General features: G+C 63.9%; 16 protein-coding genes. 8 read left to right on the top strand and 8 right to left on the bottom strand.

What is annotated here, in order from left to right:
• Nucleotides 1-1,431, bottom strand: a complete 1,431-nt coding sequence (gene hldE / locus C9F12_RS16630) for a bifunctional D-glycero-beta-D-manno-heptose-7-phosphate kinase/D-glycero-beta-D-manno-heptose 1-phosphate adenylyltransferase HldE (RefSeq protein WP_045990977.1) — start codon at nucleotides 1,429-1,431, stop codon at nucleotides 1-3.
• Complete coding sequence (locus C9F12_RS16625) at nucleotides 1,421-2,530, bottom strand: glycosyltransferase family 9 protein (RefSeq protein WP_108131936.1); 1,110 nt, start codon at nucleotides 2,528-2,530, stop codon at nucleotides 1,421-1,423. Before C9F12_RS16625 ends, hldE begins: the two co-directional genes overlap by 11 nt.
• On the opposite strand from C9F12_RS16625, the gene C9F12_RS16620 reads away from it, so the two are divergent.
• On the top strand, nucleotides 2,529-3,251 hold the full coding sequence (locus tag C9F12_RS16620) for a 3-deoxy-D-manno-octulosonic acid kinase (protein ID WP_108449596.1): 723 nt from the start codon (nucleotides 2,529-2,531) through the stop codon (nucleotides 3,249-3,251). The two genes, C9F12_RS16625 and C9F12_RS16620, sit on opposite strands and share 2 nt — an antisense overlap.
• A gap of 95 nt (nucleotides 3,252-3,346) precedes the next feature.
• Here C9F12_RS16620 and C9F12_RS16615 read toward each other — a convergent pair whose 3' ends face one another.
• Nucleotides 3,347-4,492, bottom strand: coding sequence for a glycosyltransferase family 4 protein (locus tag C9F12_RS16615; RefSeq protein ID WP_240184282.1), 1,146 nt, complete (start codon nucleotides 4,490-4,492; stop codon nucleotides 3,347-3,349).
• A gap of 38 nt (nucleotides 4,493-4,530) precedes the next feature.
• On the opposite strand from C9F12_RS16615, the gene C9F12_RS16610 reads away from it, so the two are divergent.
• From C9F12_RS16610 to C9F12_RS16600, 3 genes are all read left to right on the top strand, one after another.
• Nucleotides 4,531-5,643, top strand: coding sequence for a glycosyltransferase family 9 protein (locus C9F12_RS16610; RefSeq protein WP_108449595.1), 1,113 nt, complete (start codon nucleotides 4,531-4,533; stop codon nucleotides 5,641-5,643).
• Between the two features lie 87 nt (nucleotides 5,644-5,730).
• The gene (locus C9F12_RS16605) at nucleotides 5,731-6,489 is read left to right on the top strand and encodes a glycosyltransferase family 2 protein (RefSeq protein WP_045990973.1); all 759 of its coding nucleotides are present in this window, start codon (nucleotides 5,731-5,733) and stop codon (nucleotides 6,487-6,489) included.
• Nucleotides 6,490-6,529: 40 nt separating this feature from the next.
• The gene (locus C9F12_RS16600) at nucleotides 6,530-8,164 is read left to right on the top strand and encodes a sulfatase-like hydrolase/transferase (protein WP_045990972.1); all 1,635 of its coding nucleotides are present in this window, start codon (nucleotides 6,530-6,532) and stop codon (nucleotides 8,162-8,164) included.
• Between the two features lie 110 nt (nucleotides 8,165-8,274).
• Here C9F12_RS16600 and waaF read toward each other — a convergent pair whose 3' ends face one another.
• On the bottom strand, nucleotides 8,275-9,327 hold the full coding sequence (waaF, locus tag C9F12_RS16595) for a lipopolysaccharide heptosyltransferase II (protein WP_108449634.1): 1,053 nt from the start codon (nucleotides 9,325-9,327) through the stop codon (nucleotides 8,275-8,277).
• Nucleotides 9,328-9,340: 13 nt separating this feature from the next.
• A complete protein-coding gene (gene rfaD, locus C9F12_RS16590; RefSeq protein WP_108131940.1) occupies nucleotides 9,341-10,297 on the bottom strand; it encodes an ADP-glyceromanno-heptose 6-epimerase in 957 nt (318 codons plus the stop codon).
• 92 nt (nucleotides 10,298-10,389) lie between these two features.
• Here rfaD and glyQ point away from each other — a divergent pair, with 92 nt between their 5' ends.
• A complete protein-coding gene (gene glyQ, locus C9F12_RS16585; protein WP_108131941.1) occupies nucleotides 10,390-11,352 on the top strand; it encodes a glycine--tRNA ligase subunit alpha in 963 nt (320 codons plus the stop codon).
• Nucleotides 11,353-11,354: 2 nt separating this feature from the next.
• Nucleotides 11,355-13,421, top strand: coding sequence for a glycine--tRNA ligase subunit beta (gene glyS, locus C9F12_RS16580; RefSeq protein ID WP_108449594.1), 2,067 nt, complete (start codon nucleotides 11,355-11,357; stop codon nucleotides 13,419-13,421).
• A gap of 493 nt (nucleotides 13,422-13,914) precedes the next feature.
• Here glyS and C9F12_RS16575 read toward each other — a convergent pair whose 3' ends face one another.
• A complete protein-coding gene (locus C9F12_RS16575; RefSeq protein WP_108449593.1) occupies nucleotides 13,915-15,081 on the bottom strand; it encodes a zinc-binding dehydrogenase in 1,167 nt (388 codons plus the stop codon).
• 322 nt (nucleotides 15,082-15,403) lie between these two features.
• Between C9F12_RS16575 and C9F12_RS16570 the strand changes: the two genes are divergently transcribed.
• The gene (locus C9F12_RS16570; RefSeq protein ID WP_108449592.1) at nucleotides 15,404-16,363 is read left to right on the top strand and encodes a LysR family transcriptional regulator; all 960 of its coding nucleotides are present in this window, start codon (nucleotides 15,404-15,406) and stop codon (nucleotides 16,361-16,363) included.
• A gap of 343 nt (nucleotides 16,364-16,706) precedes the next feature.
• The gene (gmhB, locus tag C9F12_RS16565; RefSeq protein WP_108449591.1) at nucleotides 16,707-17,276 is read left to right on the top strand and encodes a D-glycero-beta-D-manno-heptose 1,7-bisphosphate 7-phosphatase; all 570 of its coding nucleotides are present in this window, start codon (nucleotides 16,707-16,709) and stop codon (nucleotides 17,274-17,276) included.
• A 1,294-nt stretch (nucleotides 17,277-18,570) separates the two neighbouring features.
• Here gmhB and gyrB read toward each other — a convergent pair.
• On the bottom strand, nucleotides 18,571-20,991 hold the full coding sequence (gene gyrB / locus C9F12_RS16560) for a DNA topoisomerase (ATP-hydrolyzing) subunit B (RefSeq protein WP_045995091.1): 2,421 nt from the start codon (nucleotides 20,989-20,991) through the stop codon (nucleotides 18,571-18,573).
• Nucleotides 20,988-22,118 carry a DNA replication/repair protein RecF gene (recF, locus tag C9F12_RS16555; protein ID WP_108449590.1) on the bottom strand — a complete coding sequence of 377 codons (1,131 nt, stop codon included), beginning with the start codon at nucleotides 22,116-22,118 and terminating at the stop codon, nucleotides 20,988-20,990. The genes gyrB and recF overlap by 4 nt, the downstream gene beginning before the upstream one ends.
• Between the last annotated feature and the right edge of the window lie 8 nt (nucleotides 22,119-22,126).

Here is a 22,126-nt window from a genome sequence, read left to right as displayed (position 1 = left end):
TCAGCTCTCGCGATCGAGGATGGTCGAGATCATGGCGGTGGTCGAGACGCCATCCTCGAAGCCGAGCACCTTGACCTCGCCCCCGGCGTCACGCACCGCTTCGCCGCCGGCGATATCCTCGGGCCGGTAGTCCCCGCCCTTGACCAGCACGTCCGGCAGCACCGATTCGATCAAGCGAGCCGGCGTATCCTCGGCGAAGGGCACCACCCAGTCCACCGCGCCGAGCCCGGCCAGCACCTGCATGCGGCGATTGAGCGGATTGATCGGCCGCTTGGGGCCCTTGAGCCGACGGATCGAGGCGTCGTCGTTGACCGCCACGATCAGCCGGTCACCGAGCTGGCGGGCGTGCTCCAGGTAGGCCACATGGCCGGCATGAAGAATGTCGAAGCAGCCGTTGGTCATCACCACCCGCTCGCCACGGGCCTGGGCGGCGCGCACCGCCAGCACCAGCGGTGATTCCTCGATGACGCCGAATTCGGCCAGCTTGTCGCCGTGCAGTGCGGTGTAGAGCTCGGCGATGGACAGCGTCGCGGTGCCGGGCTTGGCCACCACCAGACCCGCCGCCAGATTGGACAGGGTCATGGCCTCGGCGAAGCCGTGGCCGGCGGCCAGGGCTAGACCCAGCACCGCGATCACGGTATCGCCGGCGCCGGTGACGTCGTAGACCTCACGGGCCCGGGTCGGCAGGTGCAAGGGGTCATGGCCTTCGCGAATCAGCGTCATGCCCTTCTCGCTGCGGGTGATCAACAGCGCCTCGAGCTCGAGCTCCTCGCGCAGCGCCTCGCCCTTGGTGGCCAGGATGTCGTCGCTGGGGCAGGGTCCGACCACCGCCTCGAATTCGGCCAGGTTGGGGGTGATCACGCTGGCACCACGATAGCGCCGAAAATCGCTGCCCTTGGGGTCCACCAGCACCCGTTTGCCGGCCCGGCGCATTTCCGGGATCACCATCTCGACGTTGGCCAGGGTGCCCTTGCCGTAGTCGGACAGGATGATCAGGTCGAAGTTGTCGGTGGCCTCGATCAGCCTGGGCGCCAGCTCCGAGGTATCGATCTTGTCGAGTCCATCCTCGAAGTCCAGCCGGATCAACTGCTGGTTACGGCTCATCACCCTGAGCTTGGTAATCGTGGGCATGCCGGGGGTACGGTGAAAGTGAGTGCTCACCCCCACCTCCTCCAGGCGCGCGGTCAGACGGTCGGCATTGTCGTCGTCACCGACCAGTCCGGCCAACGCCGCGTGGGCGCCCAGGGAGGCGATGTTCAACGCCACGTTGGCGGCGCCGCCCGGACGATCCTCGCACTCTTCCACGCGCACCACCGGCACCGGGGCCTCCGGCGATATCCGGGAGGTGCCGCCGTGCCAGTAGCGGTCCAGCATGACGTCGCCCACCACCAGCACGCGGGAGCGCTCAAGCGCGGTCAGATCAAGCTTCATCGGGTGACTCCCTATCGAGGTCGGAGCGGTGTTGCGAGGCGGTGTCGGCGAGCAGGGTATCGAGTCGCTCGATCACATCGTCGGCGCGAATCAGCGACATCGCATCGGGATGGCGGACCCGCTGGCCCCAGGTGATGGTGTCGGGATCCGCCTGGAGGAACTCCCGGACGGCGTCAGGGTAGCGATTGACCACGTAGTCGCGCCACAGGTAGGGCGCGGCGCGATCGGGGTTGGTGGTGGCAAACAGGCCCACCACCGGGGTAGCCAGGGCGTTGGCCATGTGCACCGGGCCGGAATCCGGGGCGATCACCACCCGGGCGCGATCGATCAGCGCCAGCAGACCCTTGAGCGAGGTGGCGCCGATGGCGTCGATCACCGCCTCGGGGTGACACAGCGACTGAATGCGCGAGCCCATCTCGCGCTCCTGGGTACTGCCGCCCCCGGTCATCACCGTCTTCAGGCCAAACTGGGTCCAGGCGTGCTCCACCACGGCGGCGTAGCCTTCCGCCGACCAGTTGCGAAAGTTGCGCAGGCGCGGATTGGCACAAGGACTGATCAACAGGTAGGCGCTGTCGCCGGTGAGCTCCCGGGCCTCGGCGTAGGCGCTGTCCGGCACCGGCAGTCGCCACTCCAGCGACGTATCCTCGACTCCCAGCAGGCGCGCGAAGTCCATGAACGACTCCAGCACGTGGGCCCGCTCACGCGGGGCCAGCTGACGGTGGGTGAACCAGTACTGACGGTCCTTGGCCCGCGCCGGGTCGAAGCCCACCCGCACCTTGGCCTTGAGTCCCAGCGACAGCACGCTGGCTCTGAGTGCCTGCTGCATGTGCAGCAGCACGTCGAAGCGGGTATCGGCCAGCTCGCGCCATAGCGCCCGCATGCCCTTGAGGCCGGTCGACTTGTCGTAGACGACGAACTCGACCCCTGACAGGCCGGTCAGTAGACTGTATTCGCCCTTGCCGACGATCCAGGTGATCCGCGCCTCGGGCCATTGGCGCTGCAGGGCTCGAACCGTGGGCACCAGATTGCACACGTCTCCCAGGGCAGAGAGACGCAGCACGCCGATGTGGGCAGGACGAGCGGGCAGAGGATGCTTCATGCGGTTGGCAACGTATCAGTCAGGAAAGGTGGGCATTTTATACGATGCCACCAGTTTATGTGACGCTGTACCACGGCCACAAATCGGACCCGCTCTGATGGCGCCCGAATACTGGCGCGAGGCAGGCCTGGTGACCGGACAGGCGCCGGGTCGCGGCCAGAGTCTGTTTCTCGAGGTGGGCGATCGTCAGTGGGTGCTGAGACCCTACCGCCGCGGCGGTCTCGTCGCCCGGCTATCGACCTCCCGTTACCTGTGGACCGGGCTCGAACGCAGTCGCGCCTTTCGCGAAGTGCGTCTGACGGCGCGGCTTTACCAGGCCGGCCTGCCGGTGCCGCGGCCGGTGCTGGGGGGCGTCATTCGTCACGGCCCAAGCTACGAGGCCGCGCTGATCACCGAACGCCTGCCGGCCACCCGAGCGTTGGCAGAGCATCTGGCTGGCGGTGATCTGGCCCCGGGCCTGCTCCATGAAGTGGGCCAGGTCATCCGACGCTTCCACGATCATGGCCTCGACCATGTCGACCTCAACGCCCGCAACCTGCTGGTCGACGACAGCAACCGGGTCTGGCTGATCGACCTGGACCGCTGTCGCCTGCGCGCCCCTGGCAAATGGCGCGAGGGCAATCTGGCGCGACTGGGACGTTCGCTGGCCCGCTTCTGCGTCGACGAGAGGTCGGCCCAGCAGGCGCTCGAAGAGATCCGCCGCGGCTATAGCGACGCCTAGCCTGTGATCGATTCACGGCTCCAGAACACTTTTACAGCAACGTCTACAGCGATAGCGACCGCTTACTCACCTCGCTGAACAAGCGGTGTCCCTCGTCAGACAGCCGGCCGGCCAGCGAGCACGTCGTCATAGACCTGAGTCAGCCCCTGCACATGCTGCGACAGCAGGAAGTGCTGCTTGACCCGACGTCGCGCCTCTTCGCCCAGACGTCGCCTGAGCTCGCCATCTTGCGCCAATTCCAGCATGGCGGCGGCCCACTCGGAGGCGGATTCGGGGTCTGCCAGGCGGCCACTGTGAGCGTCGATCAACTCGGGGATGGCGCCACTACGCGAACCGATCACCGCCTTGCCGGCGGCCATGGCCTCGATCACGGTCAGGCCGAAGGCCTCGTTGCGCGACGGCACACAGACCACGTCGAGCACCTCGAACAACCGCGCCAGGTCACGCCGAAAGCCGGTAAAGGTGATGCGCTGCGACAGTCCCTGCTCGGCGACCAGCGCCTCGAGCTCGGCCACGTACTCCTCACGACTGCCCTCCTCGGCGCTGAGTCCACCGATGATGACCCCATGGACATCGAGCGCCGGATGCTCGGCGATCAGTCTCGCCAGGGCCTCGACGAACACCCGCTGCCCCTTGCCAGGCGTCAGTCGCCCCGCCACCCCGATGGTGGTGGCCGACGCCGGCAGCCCGAGGCTTGTGCGCAGGGCGCGCCGCTCGCCGGCGTCCAGACGCGGCGCCAGCGGCGCCGGGTCGATCCCCAGATACAGACGCTGGATACGCTCGGCCGGCAGGGCGAAGGCCTTGACGTTACGTCGCCGGGTCGCCTCGCTGATGGACAACAGCCGCGACACCCGTCCGTAGGCCCAGCGGTGATACAGGTCCTTCTTCGGCCGGGTGACCCCCATATGGTCGGTGAACACCACCTTTAGCCGCGGCCGCAAGGTCGCCAGCAGGGCTGCCAGGCGCAGGTCGCTGGACTTGTGGCAGTGCAACAGGCGGATGTCGTGACGGGCCAGGTACTCAAGCCACCGGCGCACACCGAAAAGCGCCGAGCCTCTGGAGCGGGCAGTCAGCGTCGGCACCCCGGCATCATCGAGGCTCCTGGCCACCCGCGAGTCGCCCAGTGCCAGGGCATGCACCTGCCACCCCTGAGCGGCAAGCTCCGGTATAATCCTCGAAGGATACATTTCCAGTCCGCCCCAGCCGTCCGACAGGCAGATGTGCATGACCTTGTGACTCAAGGTGGTCTCCTTTCCGATAGCGGGGCTCGGGAGCCCAAATGACAGCAACGACGGCCTCGGCCGACGCTCGTGCCCCTCGACTGCTGGTGGTACGCAACGACAAGCTTGGCGATTTCATGCTCGCCTGGCCAGCACTCGCCGCCCTCAAGAAGGCCAAGCCCGCCCCTCATGTCAGCGTGCTGGTACCCGCCTATACGGCGCCGATGGCAAGGCTCTGTCCGTGGATCGACGACGTCGTCATCGACCCGGGTGAACAGGCGCCGAAGGATGCCCAGCGTGCCCTGCTGGCGACGCTGCGCCAGGGCGGTTTCACGGCGATGCTGACGCTCTACTCCACCACCCGCATCGGCTGGCTCGGCCTTCGCTCGGGGATCCCCCTGCGCATGGCGCCAGCCACCAAGTGGGCCCAGCTATTCTACAACCGTCGCGTCACCCAGCGCAGATCCCGTTCGGCCAAGCCTGAATACATCTACAACCTGGAACTGGCCGAGGCCATGATTCAGGCGCTGGGACTCTCGTCAGGACAGCCGTCGCAACAGCACCCTGCGCCCCCCTACTGGCCCCTGGCCCCGCAACAACGTGACGCTCAGCGTAGCGCGCTGGGCCAGGCGCTGGGGCTCGACGACACGCGCCCTTGGGTGTTCCTGCACCCGGGCAGCGGCGGCTCGGCGGTCAACCTGACTCCCGAGGCCTACGCCGGGCTTGCACAGGGTATCGATCGGCGCCTGGCCGAGTCGGGTGAGCGTCCGCCCCACTGGATACTTACCGCCGGCCCCGGCGAAGAAGCCGTGGCCGAGGCCCTGGTCAAGACGCTGGACGAGGCTGGGCTAAGTGCTTACCGACAGCCGGCCTGCGCAGGGCTCGCCGACTTCGCTCGCAGTCTGGCGGCGGGCGACGCCTTTATCGCGGGTTCCACCGGCCCGCTGCACGTGGCAGGCTGTCTCAACCTGATCACCGTCGGCTTCTACCCGTCCCATCGCTCGGCCACCCCGCTGCGCTGGCAGACCTGCAACGACGCCGATCGGCGACTGGCGTTTCATCCACCGACGGATGCCGCTCACCAGGACATGTCGGCCATCGACCTCGAGGAAGCCGCCGCCGCCACTGCAGCGCGCCTGAGGAAGGTCAACCACCATCGGTCGACGGCATAGCAACAGCGTATCGGCGCATCCCACTCGCCACAGCGTATCGGTTGTTGGCACCAGCACCCCATCAAGCCCTTCGTACAGGCAGGCCCCATGACCCCGATTACCGGCATCATCATTACCCTCAACGAGCAGGACAACGTCGAGGAGGCCATCGCTTCGCTGGCTCCGGTGTGCGACGAGGTGATCGTGGTCGATTCCGGCAGTAGCGATGACACCGTTGCCCTGGCCGAGGCCGCCGGCGCTAGAGTGATCCATCAGCCCTATCTGGGCGATGGCCCGCAGAAGGCCTTCGCCGTCCCCCAGGCGTCCCATGACTGGATCCTGGCGCTGGATGCCGACGAGCGCCTGGACGACGACGCCGTGGCGGCGATTCGCGAGCTGTCGCTGGACGACCCGCGCAAGGCCTACCGCTTCAAGCGTCGCAACTTCGCCGGCCGCCACTGGATTCGCGCGGCGGGGTTCTACCCGGACCCGGTGACCCGGCTGTACAACCGCACCACCTCGGGCTATCTGCCCAAGAAGGCGCACTCCTCGGTCCAGGCACCGGAGGTGGTCGACGTGGACGCCCATCTGCGTCACTTCACCTACCGTGACCTGTCCCACTGGATGCAGCGCATCGATCAACTGTCGACCCGCGACGCCTGGGCGATGAAGGAACGTGGTGTCACCCCCTCGTCGACTCGTCCCACGCTGCACGCGATGACCGCCATGCTGCGCAAGCTGGTGCTCAAGGGCGGGCTGCTGCAGGGCCAGGATGGCATGACCGTCGCCATCACGACGGCATTCCATGCGTACATGAAGTATGCAAAGCTGAACGAACTGTACGAGAACGAGCGAGCCGATCGCTGATTCGTATCGGTTTCACGGAACGACACCTGGCGCCTCGATCATGCCCCTGCACCGCCCCGCCACCTCGACCTGGCTTCGCTGGGCCGTCCATCTGATTCTCGGCCTGTCCGTGGGCCATGCCCTGGTCATGGTCACCCGACTGCCCGGCTGGTGCCTGCCGCTGCCGGCACTGGTGTGGTGTGCCCTGGCCGGATGGAAACGCTGGGGCGCACCACCTCCACCACGGCTGCGGGTGCAGGTGATCCCCTGGGCGCTGGCGCCACTGGCCTTCTGGGGCATCTACGTCTACCTGGCCAACAGCTTCGGCCAGGTGGACATGGGCGCGGTCTATTTCCACCTGCAGGCGGGCATTGCCAAGCACGGCGGCAGCGAGCGCAGCGTGGCGGCGATACTGTACACCGCAGCCATGTTGCTGATTCTGGCGGCCTACACCTGGCTGGTGCGAGCCGACTACCGCTGGCAACGCTGGGACCACTGGCTGGCCTTCGTGCTGCTGGTCGCCAATCCGATGTTCTACTCCATGGGCCAGCGCGGCGCGGCGGTGGTCACCGATCCCGGCACCTGGCTGGAGCGTCGCTACGTCGAGCCGGTGATCCTCAAGGCGCCGCCGCAGCCCCCCAACCTGCTGTTGATCTACCTGGAGAGCCTCGAGCGTACCTACGCCGACGAGGCCCGTTTCGGCGACGCCTACGCCGACCTGGCCGCCTTGGAAGCGGATGCGGTGGTGTTCGACAACGTTCGCCAGCTCGACAACACCGGCTGGACCATGGCCGGCATGATCGCCAGCCAGTGCGGCACGCCGCTGATGCCCGCCGGCCTGCTCCACGACAGCCAGTTCGAGCCGCTGCACCACGTGGTACCCGGAGTCGCCTGCCTGGGAGATCTGCTCGCGGGGCTTGGCTACCGCCAGACCTTCATGGGCGGCGCCAGTACTGAATTCGCCGGCAAGGGGCTGTTCTACGAAGACCACGCCTACGACCGCGTGCTGGGGCGCGAGCAGCTCGCAGGCCGCCTCGACGATCCGGACTACCTCAATAGCTGGGGCCTCTACGACGACAGTCTGTACGCCATGGCGGAAGAGGAAGCAAAGCGCCTGGATCGTCAGGACGGTCCCTGGAACCTGACCGTGCTCAATCTGACCGCCCACGCCCCGGCGGGCTATCCGGCCAGGGCCTGCCAGGCCAATCAGGGTGAGCACGATGGTGTGGATATCCTGTACGCGGTGAAATGCTCGGCCTGGCTGACCCGCCGGCTGATCCAGCGCCTTGGCGACCAGGGTCTGCTGGAGGACACCCTGGTGGTGATCGCCAGTGACCATCTGACCATGCGTGTCTCGGCCTGGGATCAGCTGATTCAGACGCCTCGCACCAACACCCTGATGATGATGGGCAATGCGCTGACGCCCCAACGCATCTCGACCACCGCCACCACCATGGACACCCTGCCGACGCTGCTGGAGGCGATGGGCTTCACCATCGACTGGCACCGCGCCGGACTGGGCGTCTCGCTGTTCTCGAACGATCCGACCCTGGCCGAACGCTACGGCCTGGAAGCGCTCAACGGGTACATGCGTGAAGAAACCGCACTGCAGCAGCGCTTGTGGCAAGGCCTGGCCCCGGCGTATCGCAACGACGGACAGCCCGACGCCCCACCCGAGGCACCCCAGCAGCCTTGACCTTGGTGTCTACCTGCCTGGGCGCCCATATGAAGAGTAGCGGCGACAGAGCGCCTGGATGACGGCCAGGACGGCTGGACAAGGCTTCACAGACGACACCTTGCCCCGGATCACTCGTTGCTGGCGTCGATCCGGTTCGGGGCCTCGTCTGTCAGGATTGCCTCCAGCACGCTGTCTACAGTGATCTGCTTGAGGCAGTTGGTATGCCCGAGCGGGCAATGTCGCTCGAAGCAGGGCGAGCAGGACAAAGCCAGATAGTGAATCCGGGCGTTGTCGGTCAGCGGCGGCGTATAGGCCGGCGACGAGGAGCCATAGATCGCCTGGATACGCGTCCCTACCGCGGCGGCCACATGCATCAACCCGGAGTCATTGGTCACCACCTGACGACAGTCGCCAAGCAGGTCGACGGCATCCTCCAGGCGGGTCTCGCCACACAGGTTGTGGGCATGCTCGAGACCGGTCACGATCTCCTCGCCCGCCGCGTGATCCTTGGGCCCACCCAGCACCCTTACCTCGAACCCTTGAGCGATCAGCTCCCCGGCCAGGCGATGGAAGTAGGCCAGCGGCCACTGCTTGGCGGGGCCATATTCCGCCCCTGGCATCAGGCCAATGGCAGGGCGCACGCCGAGTCGATGTTCATCATGCAACCGCGCCAGGTTGATCGCATCCTGACGCAGCCGTGGCTGGGGAATCTCGAAGTCGCCGGCAGCGGCAGCGTCCGCCGGCAGCCCCAGCGAGACGAAGCGCTTGACGGTCTGGTCGAGCACGTCGCGCTGCAGCTCACGGCGCTCGCTCAACAGGCCAAACCGGTGCTCCCCGGTGAAGCCGGTTCGCCTGGGTATCCGCGCCAGAAAAGGCACCAGTGCCGACTTCCAGGAACGCGGCAGCACGATGGCATGATCGAAGCGTCCCTTGAGCGACCTGGCCAGCCGTCGTCGGGCGGAAAAGCCGAAGACGCCGTGTCCGACGGCCAGCTCGACGACCTCGTCGACCTCATCCATGCGCTCGAGGATCGGCCTCGACCAGGCAGGTGCCACCACCGCCAGGGCGGTGGCGCCCTGCTGCTTCAGCGCCTTGAACAACCCCTGGGCCATGACCATGTCACCGACCCAGCTGGGACCGACCACCAGCAGCCGCTGGCCCGCCAGCCGCGGCTGCGCCATGACCGGCGCAGCTTCAGCCATTCAACCACTCCAGGTAGCGAGTCACGCCCTCGGCCACGGTGTGGAATTCCTTGTCGTAGCCGGCCTCGCGCAGCCGCGAGATATCGGCACGGGTGTAGCTCTGGTAGCGCCCCTTGAGCTCTTCCGGGAAGTCGATGTAGTCGATGCGGCCCTTGCCGTAGAAGTCGATGACCGTCTCGCCGATGGTCTTGAACGGCTCGGCGCGGCCGGTACCGAGGTTGTAGATTCCCGACACCTCGGGGTTGTCCAGAAACCACAGATTGACGTCGACCACGTCGCCGACATAGACAAAGTCACGGCTCTGCATACCAGCGTCGTAGCCGTCCCAGGCGCCGAACAGGCGCAGGTTCTCGCCTGCGCTGATCTGGGTGTGGTGATGGAAGGCCACGCTGGACATCTTGCCCTTGTGCTGCTCGCGGGGGCCGTAGACGTTGAAGTAGCGAAAGCCCACCACCTGGGTCTTGAGTTCGGCCTGGCGCGAGCGCACGTACTGGTCGAACAGCAGCTTGGAGTAGCCGTAGACGTTGAGCGGTTTCTCGTGCTCGGGGGACTCCACGAACACCTCGCTGCCGCCGTAGGTGGCCGCCGACGAGGCGTAGAGGAAGGGAATGCCCTCCTGCTCGCAGAAGTGCAAAAGCTCCTTGGAGTAGGTGAAGTTGTTCTCCAGCATGAAGCGTCCATCCCACTCGGTGGTGTCCGAGCAGGCACCTTCGTGGAAGATCGCCTCGATGGGCGGAAGCTGGTTCAGCTCGCCGCGCATGTGGGCCTTCACCCGGGACAGGAACTCGTCCTTGTCCATGTAGTCCCCGAGGGTCAGGTCCGCCAGGTTGACGAACTTGGTGCCGTCCCGCAGGTCATCCACCACCAGGATGTCGGTGCGCCCCCGGTCATTGAGGGCCTTGACCAGATTTGAACCGATGAAGCCGGCTCCGCCTGTCACTACGATCATGGGAAAACCTCTGTTGGCGCTGTGCCTATAACCGAATTGCCTGTGATTGTATACTTGACGGCTCGTGAATTCATGGCCAACGGTGCTTCCCAATGACACAGTCGACGCCAGACGTGGCAACCTTCCAGGGCCTGATCCTCGCCCTGCAACAGTACTGGGCCGAACAGGGCTGCGTGATCATGCAGCCGCTGGACATGGAAGTCGGTGCGGGCACCTTTCACCCGGCCACCTTCCTGCGCTCCATCGGACCCGAAACCTGGAACTCGGCGTACGTTCAGCCGTCTCGCCGTCCCACCGATGGCCGCTACGGCGAAAACCCCAATCGCCTGCAGCACTACTACCAGTTCCAGGTGGTCATGAAGCCCTCCCCGGCCAACCTCCAGGAACTGTATCTGGGGTCGCTTGAGCGTCTCGGCATCGACCCGCTGGTCCACGACATCCGCTTCGTCGAGGACAACTGGGAGTCACCGACCCTGGGTGCCTGGGGACTCGGCTGGGAGGTCTGGCTCAACGGCATGGAGGTGACCCAGTTCACCTACTTCCAGCAGGCCGGCGGCATCGAGTGCTTCCCGGTCACCGGTGAGCTGACCTACGGCCTCGAGCGTATCGCCATGTACCTTCAGGACGTGGACAGCGTCTACGACCTGGTATGGACCATCGCACCCGACGGCTCCCGCGTTACCTACGGTGACGTCTACCTGCAGAACGAGCGCGAGCAGTCCACCTACAACTTCGAGCATGCCGACGTGGACGCCCTGTTCGGCAACTTCGACCACCAGGAAAGCGAGTGCCAGAAGCTGCTCGCCGCCAACCTGCCGCTGCCGGCCTACGAGCAGGTACTCAAGGCCTCCCACACCTTCAATATGCTCGACGCCCGTCACGCCATCTCGGTCACCGAACGCCAGCGCTATATCCTGCGCGTGCGCACCATGGCCCGCGACGTGGCCCACGCCTACTACGCCTCACGCAAGGCGGCCGGTTTCCCGCTGGCCCCGGAAGCGCTGCGACGTGAACTTCTCGACGACGAACCCCTTGCCGCACAGGGAGACGCATAAGCATGGCCGCCCACACCCTCTTGCTTGAACTCGGCGTGGAAGAACTTCCGCCGGGAGCCATCGACACTCTCTCCGACGCCTTCGCCGAGGGCGTGCGTCGCGGCCTCGCCGATGCCGGCGTCGACTTCCAGGGCGTCACCGCCTACGCCTCCCCCCGCCGGCTGGCGGTACGGGTCGAGGCACTGGCCGACAAACAGCCCGACCGCGACGTCGAAAAACGCGGGCCTGCCCTGGCGGCAGCCTTCAAGGATGGCGAGCCAACCAAAGCAGCTCAGGGCTTTGCTCGCTCCTGCGGCGTCAGCGTCGATGAACTGATCCATCTGGAGACCGACAAGGGCACCTGGCTCGGCTACCGCGAGCAGCAACAGGGCGAGGCCACCGTCGCCCTGCTGCCCGCCATCATCGACAAGGCTGTGGCGGCCCTGCCGGTGCCCAAGAACATGCGCTGGGGCGCTTCCCGCATCGAGTTCTCCCGCCCGGTTCACTGGCTGGTGGCGCTCTACGGCGACGAGGTCGTACCCGCCACGGTGCTGGGCCTTGAGGCCGGCCGCGAGACCCGCGGACACCGCTTCCACGCCCCCGAGGCCATCGCCCTGAAACATGCCGACGACTACCTCGGTGCCCTGGAGGATGCCTGGGTGCTGGCCGATCGCAGCAAGCGTCGCGAGCGCATTCGCGAACAGGTACTGGCCGAGGCAGAACTGCTCGAAGCCACCGCCGTCATCGACGAGGACCTGCTGGAAGAAGTCAGCGGTCTGGTCGAGTGGCCGGTGGCGCTGACCGGTAGCTTCGACGAGCGTTTCCTCGAGGTGCCGGCGGAATGCCTGATCTCGTCGATGAAGGCCAACCAGAAGTACTTCCACCTGCTGGATGCGGACGGCAAGCTCAAGCCCGCCTTCATTACCGTGTCCAATATCGACAGCCGCGAGCCGGACAAGGTCATCGCCGGCAACGAGAAGGTGATTCGCCCTCGTCTGGCCGATGCCGCCTTCTTCTACGAGACCGACCGCAAACGCCCGCTCGCCGAGCGCATCGAGGGCCTCTCCAGCGTGGTGTTCCAGAAGCAGCTCGGGACCCTCGCCGACAAGGCCAGACGCAGTGCCAACGTGGCCGCGCACATCGCCAGCCGCACCGGCGGTGACGAGTCCCGCGCTCGCCGTGCTGCGGCCCTGGCCAAGTGTGATCTGGTCACCGAAATGGTGCTCGAGTTCCCGGAGCTTCAGGGCATCATGGGGCGCTACTACGCCGAGCACGATGGCGAAGACGCCGAGGTCGCACGCGCGCTGGAAGAACAGTACCTGCCGCGGTTTGCCAGCGACGCCATCCCCCAGACCCTGACCGGTCAGGCGCTGGCCATCGCCGATCGCCTGGACACCATCACCGGGATCTTCGGCATCGGCCAGCGCCCCAGCGGTACCAAGGACCCCTTCGCCCTGCGCCGTGCTTCCATCGGCGTGCTCAATATCCTGGTCAAGGGTGAGCTCGATCTGGACCTGCGCGAGCTGCTCGAGCTGGCCGTGGCCCAGCATGAGGCGCTGCCCAAGGCAGACGGCCTGGTCGATGACGTCCTTGGCTACATGCTCGATCGCTTCCGTGCCTGGGCCCAGGACGAAGGGATCGGTGCCGAGGTTTACCTGGCGGTGCGTGCACGCCCGGTGACCCGCCCGCTGGACTTCGCCCGTCGCCTGCGCGCCGTGGCGCAGTTCGCCACGCGTGATGAAGCCGCCGCCCTGGCCGCCGCCAACAAGCGTGTCGGCAACATCCTGTCCAAGCAGGATCACGATGGACGCACCGAGGTCGACGAGAGCCTGCTCTCCGAGGACGCCGAGAAGGCCCTCAAGAACGCCGTGGCAGCTTGCCAGGAGCAGGTCGCTCCGCTGTTCCAGCAAGCCCGCTACAGCGACGCCCTGGACGTGCTGGCAAGCCTTCGGGCACCGGTGGATGCCTTCTTTGACCAGGTGATGGTCATGGCCGAAGACGAAGCCGTTCGTGCCAATCGTCTGGCCCTGCTGGCAAGCCTCCAGGCGCTGTTCCTCGAAGTAGCGGATATCGCCGAACTGCAGCAGTAATCCAGCCCCTGGTGGCAACGAGGCCGGTCCCGCAAGGGGCCGGCCTTTTTTATATCGACAGGTTGAGCCCGCCTGGCCCACGGCCCCAAAGCTCCTGAGCCCTTCATAGGGGATACCACGGCCGCTACGAACGCAGGAGTGAGCCAATGGGATGTCGCCTGGAGAGTCAAACCTGGCCGTGCAGAGTGACACTCGCCACCGACGTTTCACGTGGAACATTACCCAGATAGAAAGCGCCGGCGGCGACAATGTTTCACGTGGAACATACAGGAGTACAGGCAAGGGCAGGCTCTCATGTTTCACGTGAAACCCGCCCCGCTTGATGTACCTCCAGTACGCCGCCTGTTGCTTGTACCCCGACGCGAGCCCTGAGCCTCACGACCTCTGCTTTTCTTGGCGCCCCGCCTCCGTCGCTCTACTCAGCGCCCCGCCTCCGCCGCGCTACTCTGCGCCCCGATTCCGCCGCTCTACTCAGCGCCCCGCCTCCGCCGCTTTACTCAGCGATACGTTCCGCCAGCCGCTGATCCATGATCACTACCGTCTTGCCCAGTTCGAGATCATTGTCCTGCGAGTCAGTTGCCGACAGGCCCACGCTCGGACGACGCTCGCCTATGGTGCCCGAACGCAAGCCACTGACCGCGGCGCCGTTGGCGAGCCACTCAGGCAAGTCGTCGGCGCTCAGGCGACGTCCGATAGCGGGCCTGAGTCCGTGGCGATCCATATAACGGAGCATGGCCTCCAGATCGTCACGGCTGCCGACGCTGATCCCTTCCAGATGCAGCAACTTGCGAATCGCCGGTCCCACCAGATCACCCTCGACACGGCCACTCTCGAGAAAGCCCACCAGGGCGACATGCCCATTGGTAGCCATGGACGGCAGAATGGCATCGACCAGAAACTGCCCGCCCACCACATCGATGGCACGCCCTACGCCCACGGACTCGGTGATGGCCATCACCTGGGACGCCACGTCGGCCGCCCCGCCCTCCCGACCGATCACCGCTACCGCGCCTAGATCCCTGAGCCGTGATGCCAGAGCGGGTCGCGACGTCACCACGATAGGCCGAGCACCGGCCGCAGCCGCCATCTGCAGGGCCTGCAGCGACACGTTGCCGGTTCCCGCCAACAGCAGGTAACGGCCCTTCAGCTCATCCAGGTCGCCAAGCGACTTCCAGGCCGTGACGCCGGAGATCGCCAATGCAGCGGCTTCCTCGAGCCGCCAGCCAGTTGGCACGGCAACCAGCGCACGACGGGGAACGATGACCTCCTCCGACAACCAGCCATCACCAGGACCGCCCAGCTTTGAGACGTGATAGGACTCCTTGAAAGCACCAGATATCCAATCGATGGTGTAGTGGCCGAGCACCGGTTGTCCCACCTCGAGATCAACGACATCCCTTCCCGTTTCCAGCACCACCCCGGAGCCTTCTGACAGCGGCACGAAGGGGCGTGGCATCTGCGGCAGATAGCTGCCGTCCTGCAGCGCCCTGTCGCGGTAGTTCAGCCCCACTGCAGCGACCCTGACACGCACTTCTTCACTGGCCAGGTCACGGCGTGCTACCTGGTATTCATGGATTCCTTCAGGCCCCACCCTGTCAGAGCGGAATTGACGAAAGTGACGTAGCGATACCAATGGACGTAGACGAGCTTCCAGTAACATGGGAACAACCTCCTCGTTGGTCTTCCCCTATCCTGGCCCGTCCGAGACCAGCGCAGTAGCGAAGCTCACGGAGTACTGTCTTGCGCTAGACTCAACAATAAGGCCCCGACACCCAGCCGACGCCTGGACCTTACCGCGCCTAAGCAAGGTCATGGTCTCTGAAAGGTGGTCATCCACACCAGGAGTTCGCCCGTCGTGGCGCCACACGTGCCTCTGTTTGCGTGAGGTCGGCAGGAAGACTTGGGCGAAACCGACTGCATCGACCCTGGCCCCATGGCGACTCGTGCAATGACCAACCCCTGCCTCTGGACGAGAGTGCACCATGCCATCCCATCACGACACACTGGTCGCTGGACTGCTTGCCCTGGTTGAAGTGGCAAGATATGGCTCACTGCGTGCGGCCGGCGAGCAACTCAACCTCACCAGCGGCGCGGTCAGCCGTCGCCTCGATGCGCTGGAGTCTCGGCTCGGGACGAAGCTGTTGCACCGGTCCACCCGTGAGGTTTCCCTGACCCTGGCGGGCCGCACCTACCTGGAACGCGCCGTCCCTGCTCTACGGTTACTCGACAAGGCGGCGGATACCTTGCAGGACATCAGTGACCGACCGCGAGGACTGATCCGCCTATCACTACCGGTCAATTTCGGCCGAATCCATATTGCGCCCTTCCTCCCCGAATTTCTCGATCGTCATCCAGACATTGAAGTGGACGCTGACTTCGACGACCGCTTTGTCGATATCGCCTCGTCCGGGCACGATCTGGCAGTGCGAGTCGGGGTGCTCGAGAACTCTCGCTTGGTCGCCCATCCCTTGGCCGCAGATCAGCGCATGCTGGTGGCGTCGAGGGCCTATCTTCAACGCCAGGGTGTACCGCGTCACCCACTGGACCTGCTGCACCACAACTGCCTTCACTACACACGGTTCCAGGGTATTCAGCGCTGGCCACTTCGCCGTGGCGACGAGGTTCACAACGTGCCGGTCAGCGGAAGCTACAGAGCGAACTATGGGCACGCACTGGTGATCGCGGCAGAGGCAGGTATCGGCATCCTTCATACCTCCCGTTCCATCGTCGGGGCCTCGCTGGAAGCCGGCAGGTTGCTCCCCGTGCTCGAGGACTGGTCGCTGCCAGACATCAGCATCCATGCGCTGCTTCCAGGACGGGATCCGCCAATGCGGGTACGAGCATTGCTCGATCACCTGAAGGACTCGATACCCACAGCACTGGCGACAGCCGGCGCGACAGGCTTGGACACCGACACTACGTCGCCACCACTTTTGGACTAGGCGCTGCCAGCGACAGCAAAGGGGGCAGGGATCGCGCGATCCCTGGCTTACTGAGTACGGTAGAACCTGGGATGGTTGCCGCTGGAAAGGGCTTGCATGACACCCTTGTATGAGCCCCTTGCATGAGACCCTTGTTACGCCCTCGACATGGGGGGAATAGCACGAGCTTCCACTGGCAAAGGGTGAGACAGACAGCAACAGCGGCGGGGTTGGCAAGAACTGCAATGAGAGCCACAGACACGGCCTCGTCAGCACCTGATTGTTTCACGTGAAACATGCCCCTACACTGGGCCGATTGCGTGACAGCAACCACCCTTACCCTTCGCACAGACCAGGTAGACCCATGGCCCCACGACTCGTCATTCTCGACCGTGACGGAGTGATCAATCAGGACTCCGACAACTACATCAAGTCGCTCGCCGAGTGGGTCCCCTACCCCAGCGCCATCACCGCCATCGCCCGTTTGTCCCAACAGGGCTGGACCGTCGCTGTTGCCACCAACCAGTCAGGCATCGCGCGCGGCTACTACGATGAAGCAACGCTTGAAGCCATGCACACCAGGATGCTGAGCCTGGTGGAGGCCGAGGGCGGTCGGATCGAGCATATCGCCTACTGCCCTCACATTAGCGAGGACCGCTGTGATTGCCGCAAACCCTTGCCCGGTCTGCTCCGCCAGATACAGGATGCGCTTGCACTCGACAGCCTGGAAGGCGCCTGGATGGTGGGCGACAGCTACCGAGATCTCGAGGCAGGCGCTGCCATGGGCTGCCGCCTTGCATTGGTGCGTACCGGCAAGGGCGGGCGCACACTAGCCAAGCATCCAGAACTTGGCCGGACAGACAGCGAGGCAGAGGTCCATGACGATCTGGCTGGTTTTGTCGACCAACTGCTGCAAGGAAACCTGGATACCTGAAAGCACTCTGCATCAGGCTCGCCCCCTCGTCACCCCTCGGCGAGCCTCCAGGCCTGGCCGACGACTTGGCTCTCCCTTCATCTGTCTGCAACTGCCGAGCCCCATGTTTCACGTGAAACATGGGCGCACGCATTTTTCGTATATCAACGTCCAAACAACAGGTTAGAGCACGGGAAAGCTCTTGCGACTTACCCGCCCGGGAGGTCGTGGTGCTCAACTGTCGGTCTTTCCGTGATGACTGCGAGTGCAATGTATCGAGCCCCCTCCGGACAGGTTCCCGCACGTTCCATATAGTGCGACAACCAAGGTACCCGTCTTAAGCGAGAGACTCATCAGGCCCCAAATAACATGACGTGGATAACAAGACGCGTGTAACAAGATCCAGGCAGCAAGACACAGATGGCAAGACGCAAATCGCAAGATGCGGATAGCCAGACACGGTCCCAGCCTTGGAATCTCAGGTCTGATGCCGTGATGTTTCACGTGAAACGTTGCGGAGGAGCGAGGTCATAGACGCAGCCCGACGATGGATTGTCGTACGCTCTCGTCTGTCCCCCCCTTCCCACCATCCCTTCCCCCTCCCTTCCAACAGATCCTTCCAACAACACCTCCATTCCTCCCTTTCTGATTCCCTCCTTCCATCCCCTTCTTCGAGATGACGCCAGCAGTATCGATACGCCGCCTCTTCGACCACTTCACATGTGATCGCGCAAGCCAGATACCTTCCTCCGAGTATCTTCCTGAAGCTCGGGTACTCCCCCGTAGTCGGCACGAATGCTGATATCGACCAGACATTTGGTATCAAAGAGGCGTGAGTCCTGGCTTGAGCAGCTGGACCTTATATCGCCAGATGTTTCACGTGAAACGTGCAGGCTGCGCCGCTGTCCTCAAGCGCCTGCCCACCGTGCAACCGCCATGGAGACACCGCGCCTTCGTCTTTCCTCTACTGACGTCCATCGACGTCCACTGACTTCCATCGGACACACCGCGCCCACTCACCACCCACTCACCGCGTTCGCCAGCAGAATCGGACTACCCCAGCGTATGGCGTGTTGTCAGATCTGTCTTTGCACATTCGCGATACACCCTCGCCGGATGGCAATAGAAGCCTGGTGCATCCCGCCCTCTCATAGCGGGCCTTTCAAGAAACCAGTCCCCCAGCCATCCAACCATCCGGCCTCTGGCAAGCTACTGATACTAAAAAAGAAAAAACCCCGATCCTGAAGATCGGGGTTTTGTCGCGTGATGTTTCACGTGAAACATCGAGGCCATGGGCCTGGGTCTTCCTTCTGCACTAGATGTCCAGATTGGCCACCAGAGCGTTGCGCTCGATAAAGTCACGACGCGGTTCGACTTCATCACCCATCAGGGTGTTGAACATCATGTCGGCGGCGACGGCATCTTCGATGGAGACCCGCAGCATACGACGCGTATTGGGATCCATGGTGGTTTCCCACAACTGCTCCGGGTTCATCTCTCCCAGGCCCTTGTAGCGCTGGATCGACAGACCACGCTGCGCCTCATTCATCAGCCAATCCAGCGCCTCATAGAAGGTCTTGACCGGCTTCTTGCGCTCACCACGGGCGATATAGGCGCTCTCTTCCAGCAGCCCATCCAGCGTCTCACCGAGGCCAGCGATGGCGCGATAGTCGGCGCTGGTGAAGAAGTCCAGGCCCCAGACGTAGTCGGTGGTCACGCCATGGGCAATCAAGGTTACCGCCGGCAGGAAGAACCCGCGTTCATTGTCTTCCTGCAACGAGAAGGTGTAACGCGGTCCACCCTCGTAGGCTACCAGATCGTCCATTTCCTTCTGCAGGAACTCGATCCAGTTCTGCATGGTGCCGCGATCACGGAGGCTGTTTTCGCCGTCAAGATGTGCCGCATGGACGATCTTGCGCAGCACCTCGCTGGGATAGACCCGCGACAGACGATCGATGCGCTTCATCACATCACGGTACTGGTTCACCAGAGTCTCGAGCTGAGCCCCGCTGATTCCAGGCGCATCTTCACTGACGCACAACCGCGCCCCGTCCAGGGCGGTGGTGGTCAGGTAGTCGATCATCGCCTGCTCGTCCTTGAGGTAGAGCTCCTGCTTGCCACGCTTGATCTTGTACAGCGGCGGCTGGGCGATAAACACATGCCCGCGTTCGATCAACTCCGCCATCTGACGGAAGAAGAACGTCAGCAGCAGGGTCCGAATATGCGAACCGTCCACGTCCGCATCGGTCATGATGATGATCGAGTGATAGCGCAGCTTGTCCGGATTGAACTCCTCACGGCCAATGCCACAGCCCAGGGCAGTGATGAGCGTCCCGACTTCCGCAGACGACAGCATCTTGTCGAAGCGTGCCTTCTCGACGTTGAGGATCTTGCCTTTGAGCGGCAGGATAGCCTGGGTACGCCGATCACGCCCCTGCTTCGCACTACCCCCGGCCGAGTCACCCTCGACCAGGTAGAGTTCGGACAGACCGGGGTCCTTTTCCTGACAGTCGGCCAGTTTGCCCGGCAGCCCTGCGATGTCCAGGGCACCCTTGCGGCGGGTCATATCACGCGCCTTGCGCGCCGCCTCGCGGGCCCTGGCAGCGTCCAGCATCTTGTTGACGATGGCCTTGGCTTCGTTGGGCTTCTCTACCAGATACTCCGAGAAAGACCGACCAAGTTCTTGTTCTACCGCAGTTTTTACCTCGGAAGAGACCAGCTTGTCCTTGGTCTGGGAGGAAAACTTCGGGTCCGGCACCTTGACCGAGATGATCGCGGTCAGGCCCTCACGGGCGTCGTCACCGGAGGTGTTCACCTTGGTCTTCTTCAGCAACCCTTCCGCTTCAATATAGTGATTGAGCGTACGAGTCAGTGAAGCGCGGAAACCGGCCAGGTGGGTACCGCCATCCCGCTGAGGGATGTTGTTGGTGTAGCAGAAGATGTTCTCGGCGAAGGTATCGTTCCACTGCATCGCCACCTCAACCGCCACGCCATCTTCCCGCTCCACATTGAAGTGGAAGACGGGGTTGAGAACGGTCTTGTTGGTGTTGAGGTGGTCGACGAAGGCCTTCAGGCCACCTTCATAGTGAAACAGCTCTTCCTTGCCGCTACGCTCGTCCAGCAGGCGGATAGCCACACCAGAATTCAGAAACGACAGCTCACGCAGACGCTTGGCCAGAATATCGTAGTGAAACTCGATATTGGCGAAGGTCTCGGGAGACGGACGGAAGTGCACCCGCGAACCGGTCTGCTCGGTCTGCCCCACCACAGCCAGCGGCGACTCGGGGACACCGTGACGATAGATCTGCTCGTGGACCTTGCCAGCACGCCAGATGGTCAGCTTGAGCTCTTCAGACAGCGCATTGACCACCGAGACACCGACGCCGTGCAGGCCGCCAGATACCTTGTAGGAGTTGTCATCGAACTTACCGCCCGCGTGCAACACCGTCATGATCACTTCGGCCGCCGATACGCCTTCCTCTTCATGAATATCGGTAGGAATGCCACGGCCATTGTCACTGACGGTGATCGACTCATCCGGATGGATGATCACCCTGATCTCGCTACAGTGGCCGGCCAGCGCTTCGTCGATGGAGTTGTCCACCAGCTCGAACACCATGTGATGCAGGCCGGTACCATCATCGGTATCGCCGATGTACATCCCGGGCCGCTTGCGTACGGCATCCAGGCCTTTCAGTACCTTGATGCTCGATGAGTCGTAAGCATGTTCGCTCATTGACCACTCCGTCGTGAAGTCTGTCTGTCTATGGCCTGCAGCTGGCCGAAGCCGTCAGCGTCTTGTTTCACGTGAAACATTGCCATCGGCGTATCGGGTTGCCACAGGTCGGCCAGTACCTCGTGATCCACGCTGGTGATGAAGGCCTGGCAGCGCATCCGCTCCAGCCACTGGCAAAAGATCCTTCGGTGGTTCTGGTCCAGTTCGGCGGGCAGATCGTCGATCAAGTAGAGACAGGTCCTGCTAGTCATCTTCTCGAGTAACCGTCCCTGGGCAAGCTTCAGTGCGCTCACGACGAGTTTCTGTTGTCCTCGTGAAAGCACTTCGACCGCTGGTCGTTTGCCGAGTCGAATCGCCAGATCCGCTCGCTGGGGCCCCTGCTGGGTAAAGCCCATCTGACGATCGGTGTCGCGTCCCTGCTCGAGCACCTCGGCCAGATCTCGCTGTCGATCCCAGCCACGGCTATAGCGTAGCGTCAGCGATGGCAGTGAAATCAGCCCTTCCAGCGTTTCCTCGAATACCGGGATAAAGGTATCGATCCATTCCCTGCGCAGGATGTCCATGCGCTCGCCCGAAAGCGCCAGCTCATGCTCCCACACTGACAGGGATTGAGGCTCCATTCTACCATGCCTGAGCAGGGCATTCCGATGTTTCAGGGCGCGACGGAAACGCTGCCAGGCCTGCAGGAAGTCATGTTTCACGTGAAACACTCCCCAATCCAGGAACTCCCTCCTGCCGGCGGGAGATCCCTCCAGCAGGCGGAAGGCGTCGGGGTTGATCAACTGCAGGGGCAGGGTCTCCACCAGACGAGACACCCTGTCGAGTCGTTCACCGCCAATGCGCAGCGTCAATTCGCGCTCCTGACGCAGGCGGCGCAAACCGATCGATACAGGGGGATCACCGGCAAGGCGGCCATGCAGGACAAGGGCGTCAGCATCGTGGTGGAGTACCTGGGACAGCCGACGCGCCCGAAAGGACCGCCCCATGCCCAGCAGGTGGATACCTTCGAGCAGGCTGGTCTTGCCGCTGCCGTTGCTTCCAGTGATCAGGTTGATCCCGGAAGATGGTGAAATATCAAAGGCCTGCAAGTTTCGCAGGCCTTGAAACATCAAGCGGTCTAGCGCCATGGAAAGGC

The organism is Halomonas sp. BN3-1 (assembly GCF_003056325.1).
Taxonomy (GTDB): Bacteria; Pseudomonadota; Gammaproteobacteria; order Pseudomonadales; family Halomonadaceae; genus Halomonas; species Halomonas litopenaei.
This window is presented reverse-complemented; position numbering and strand designations above follow the sequence as displayed.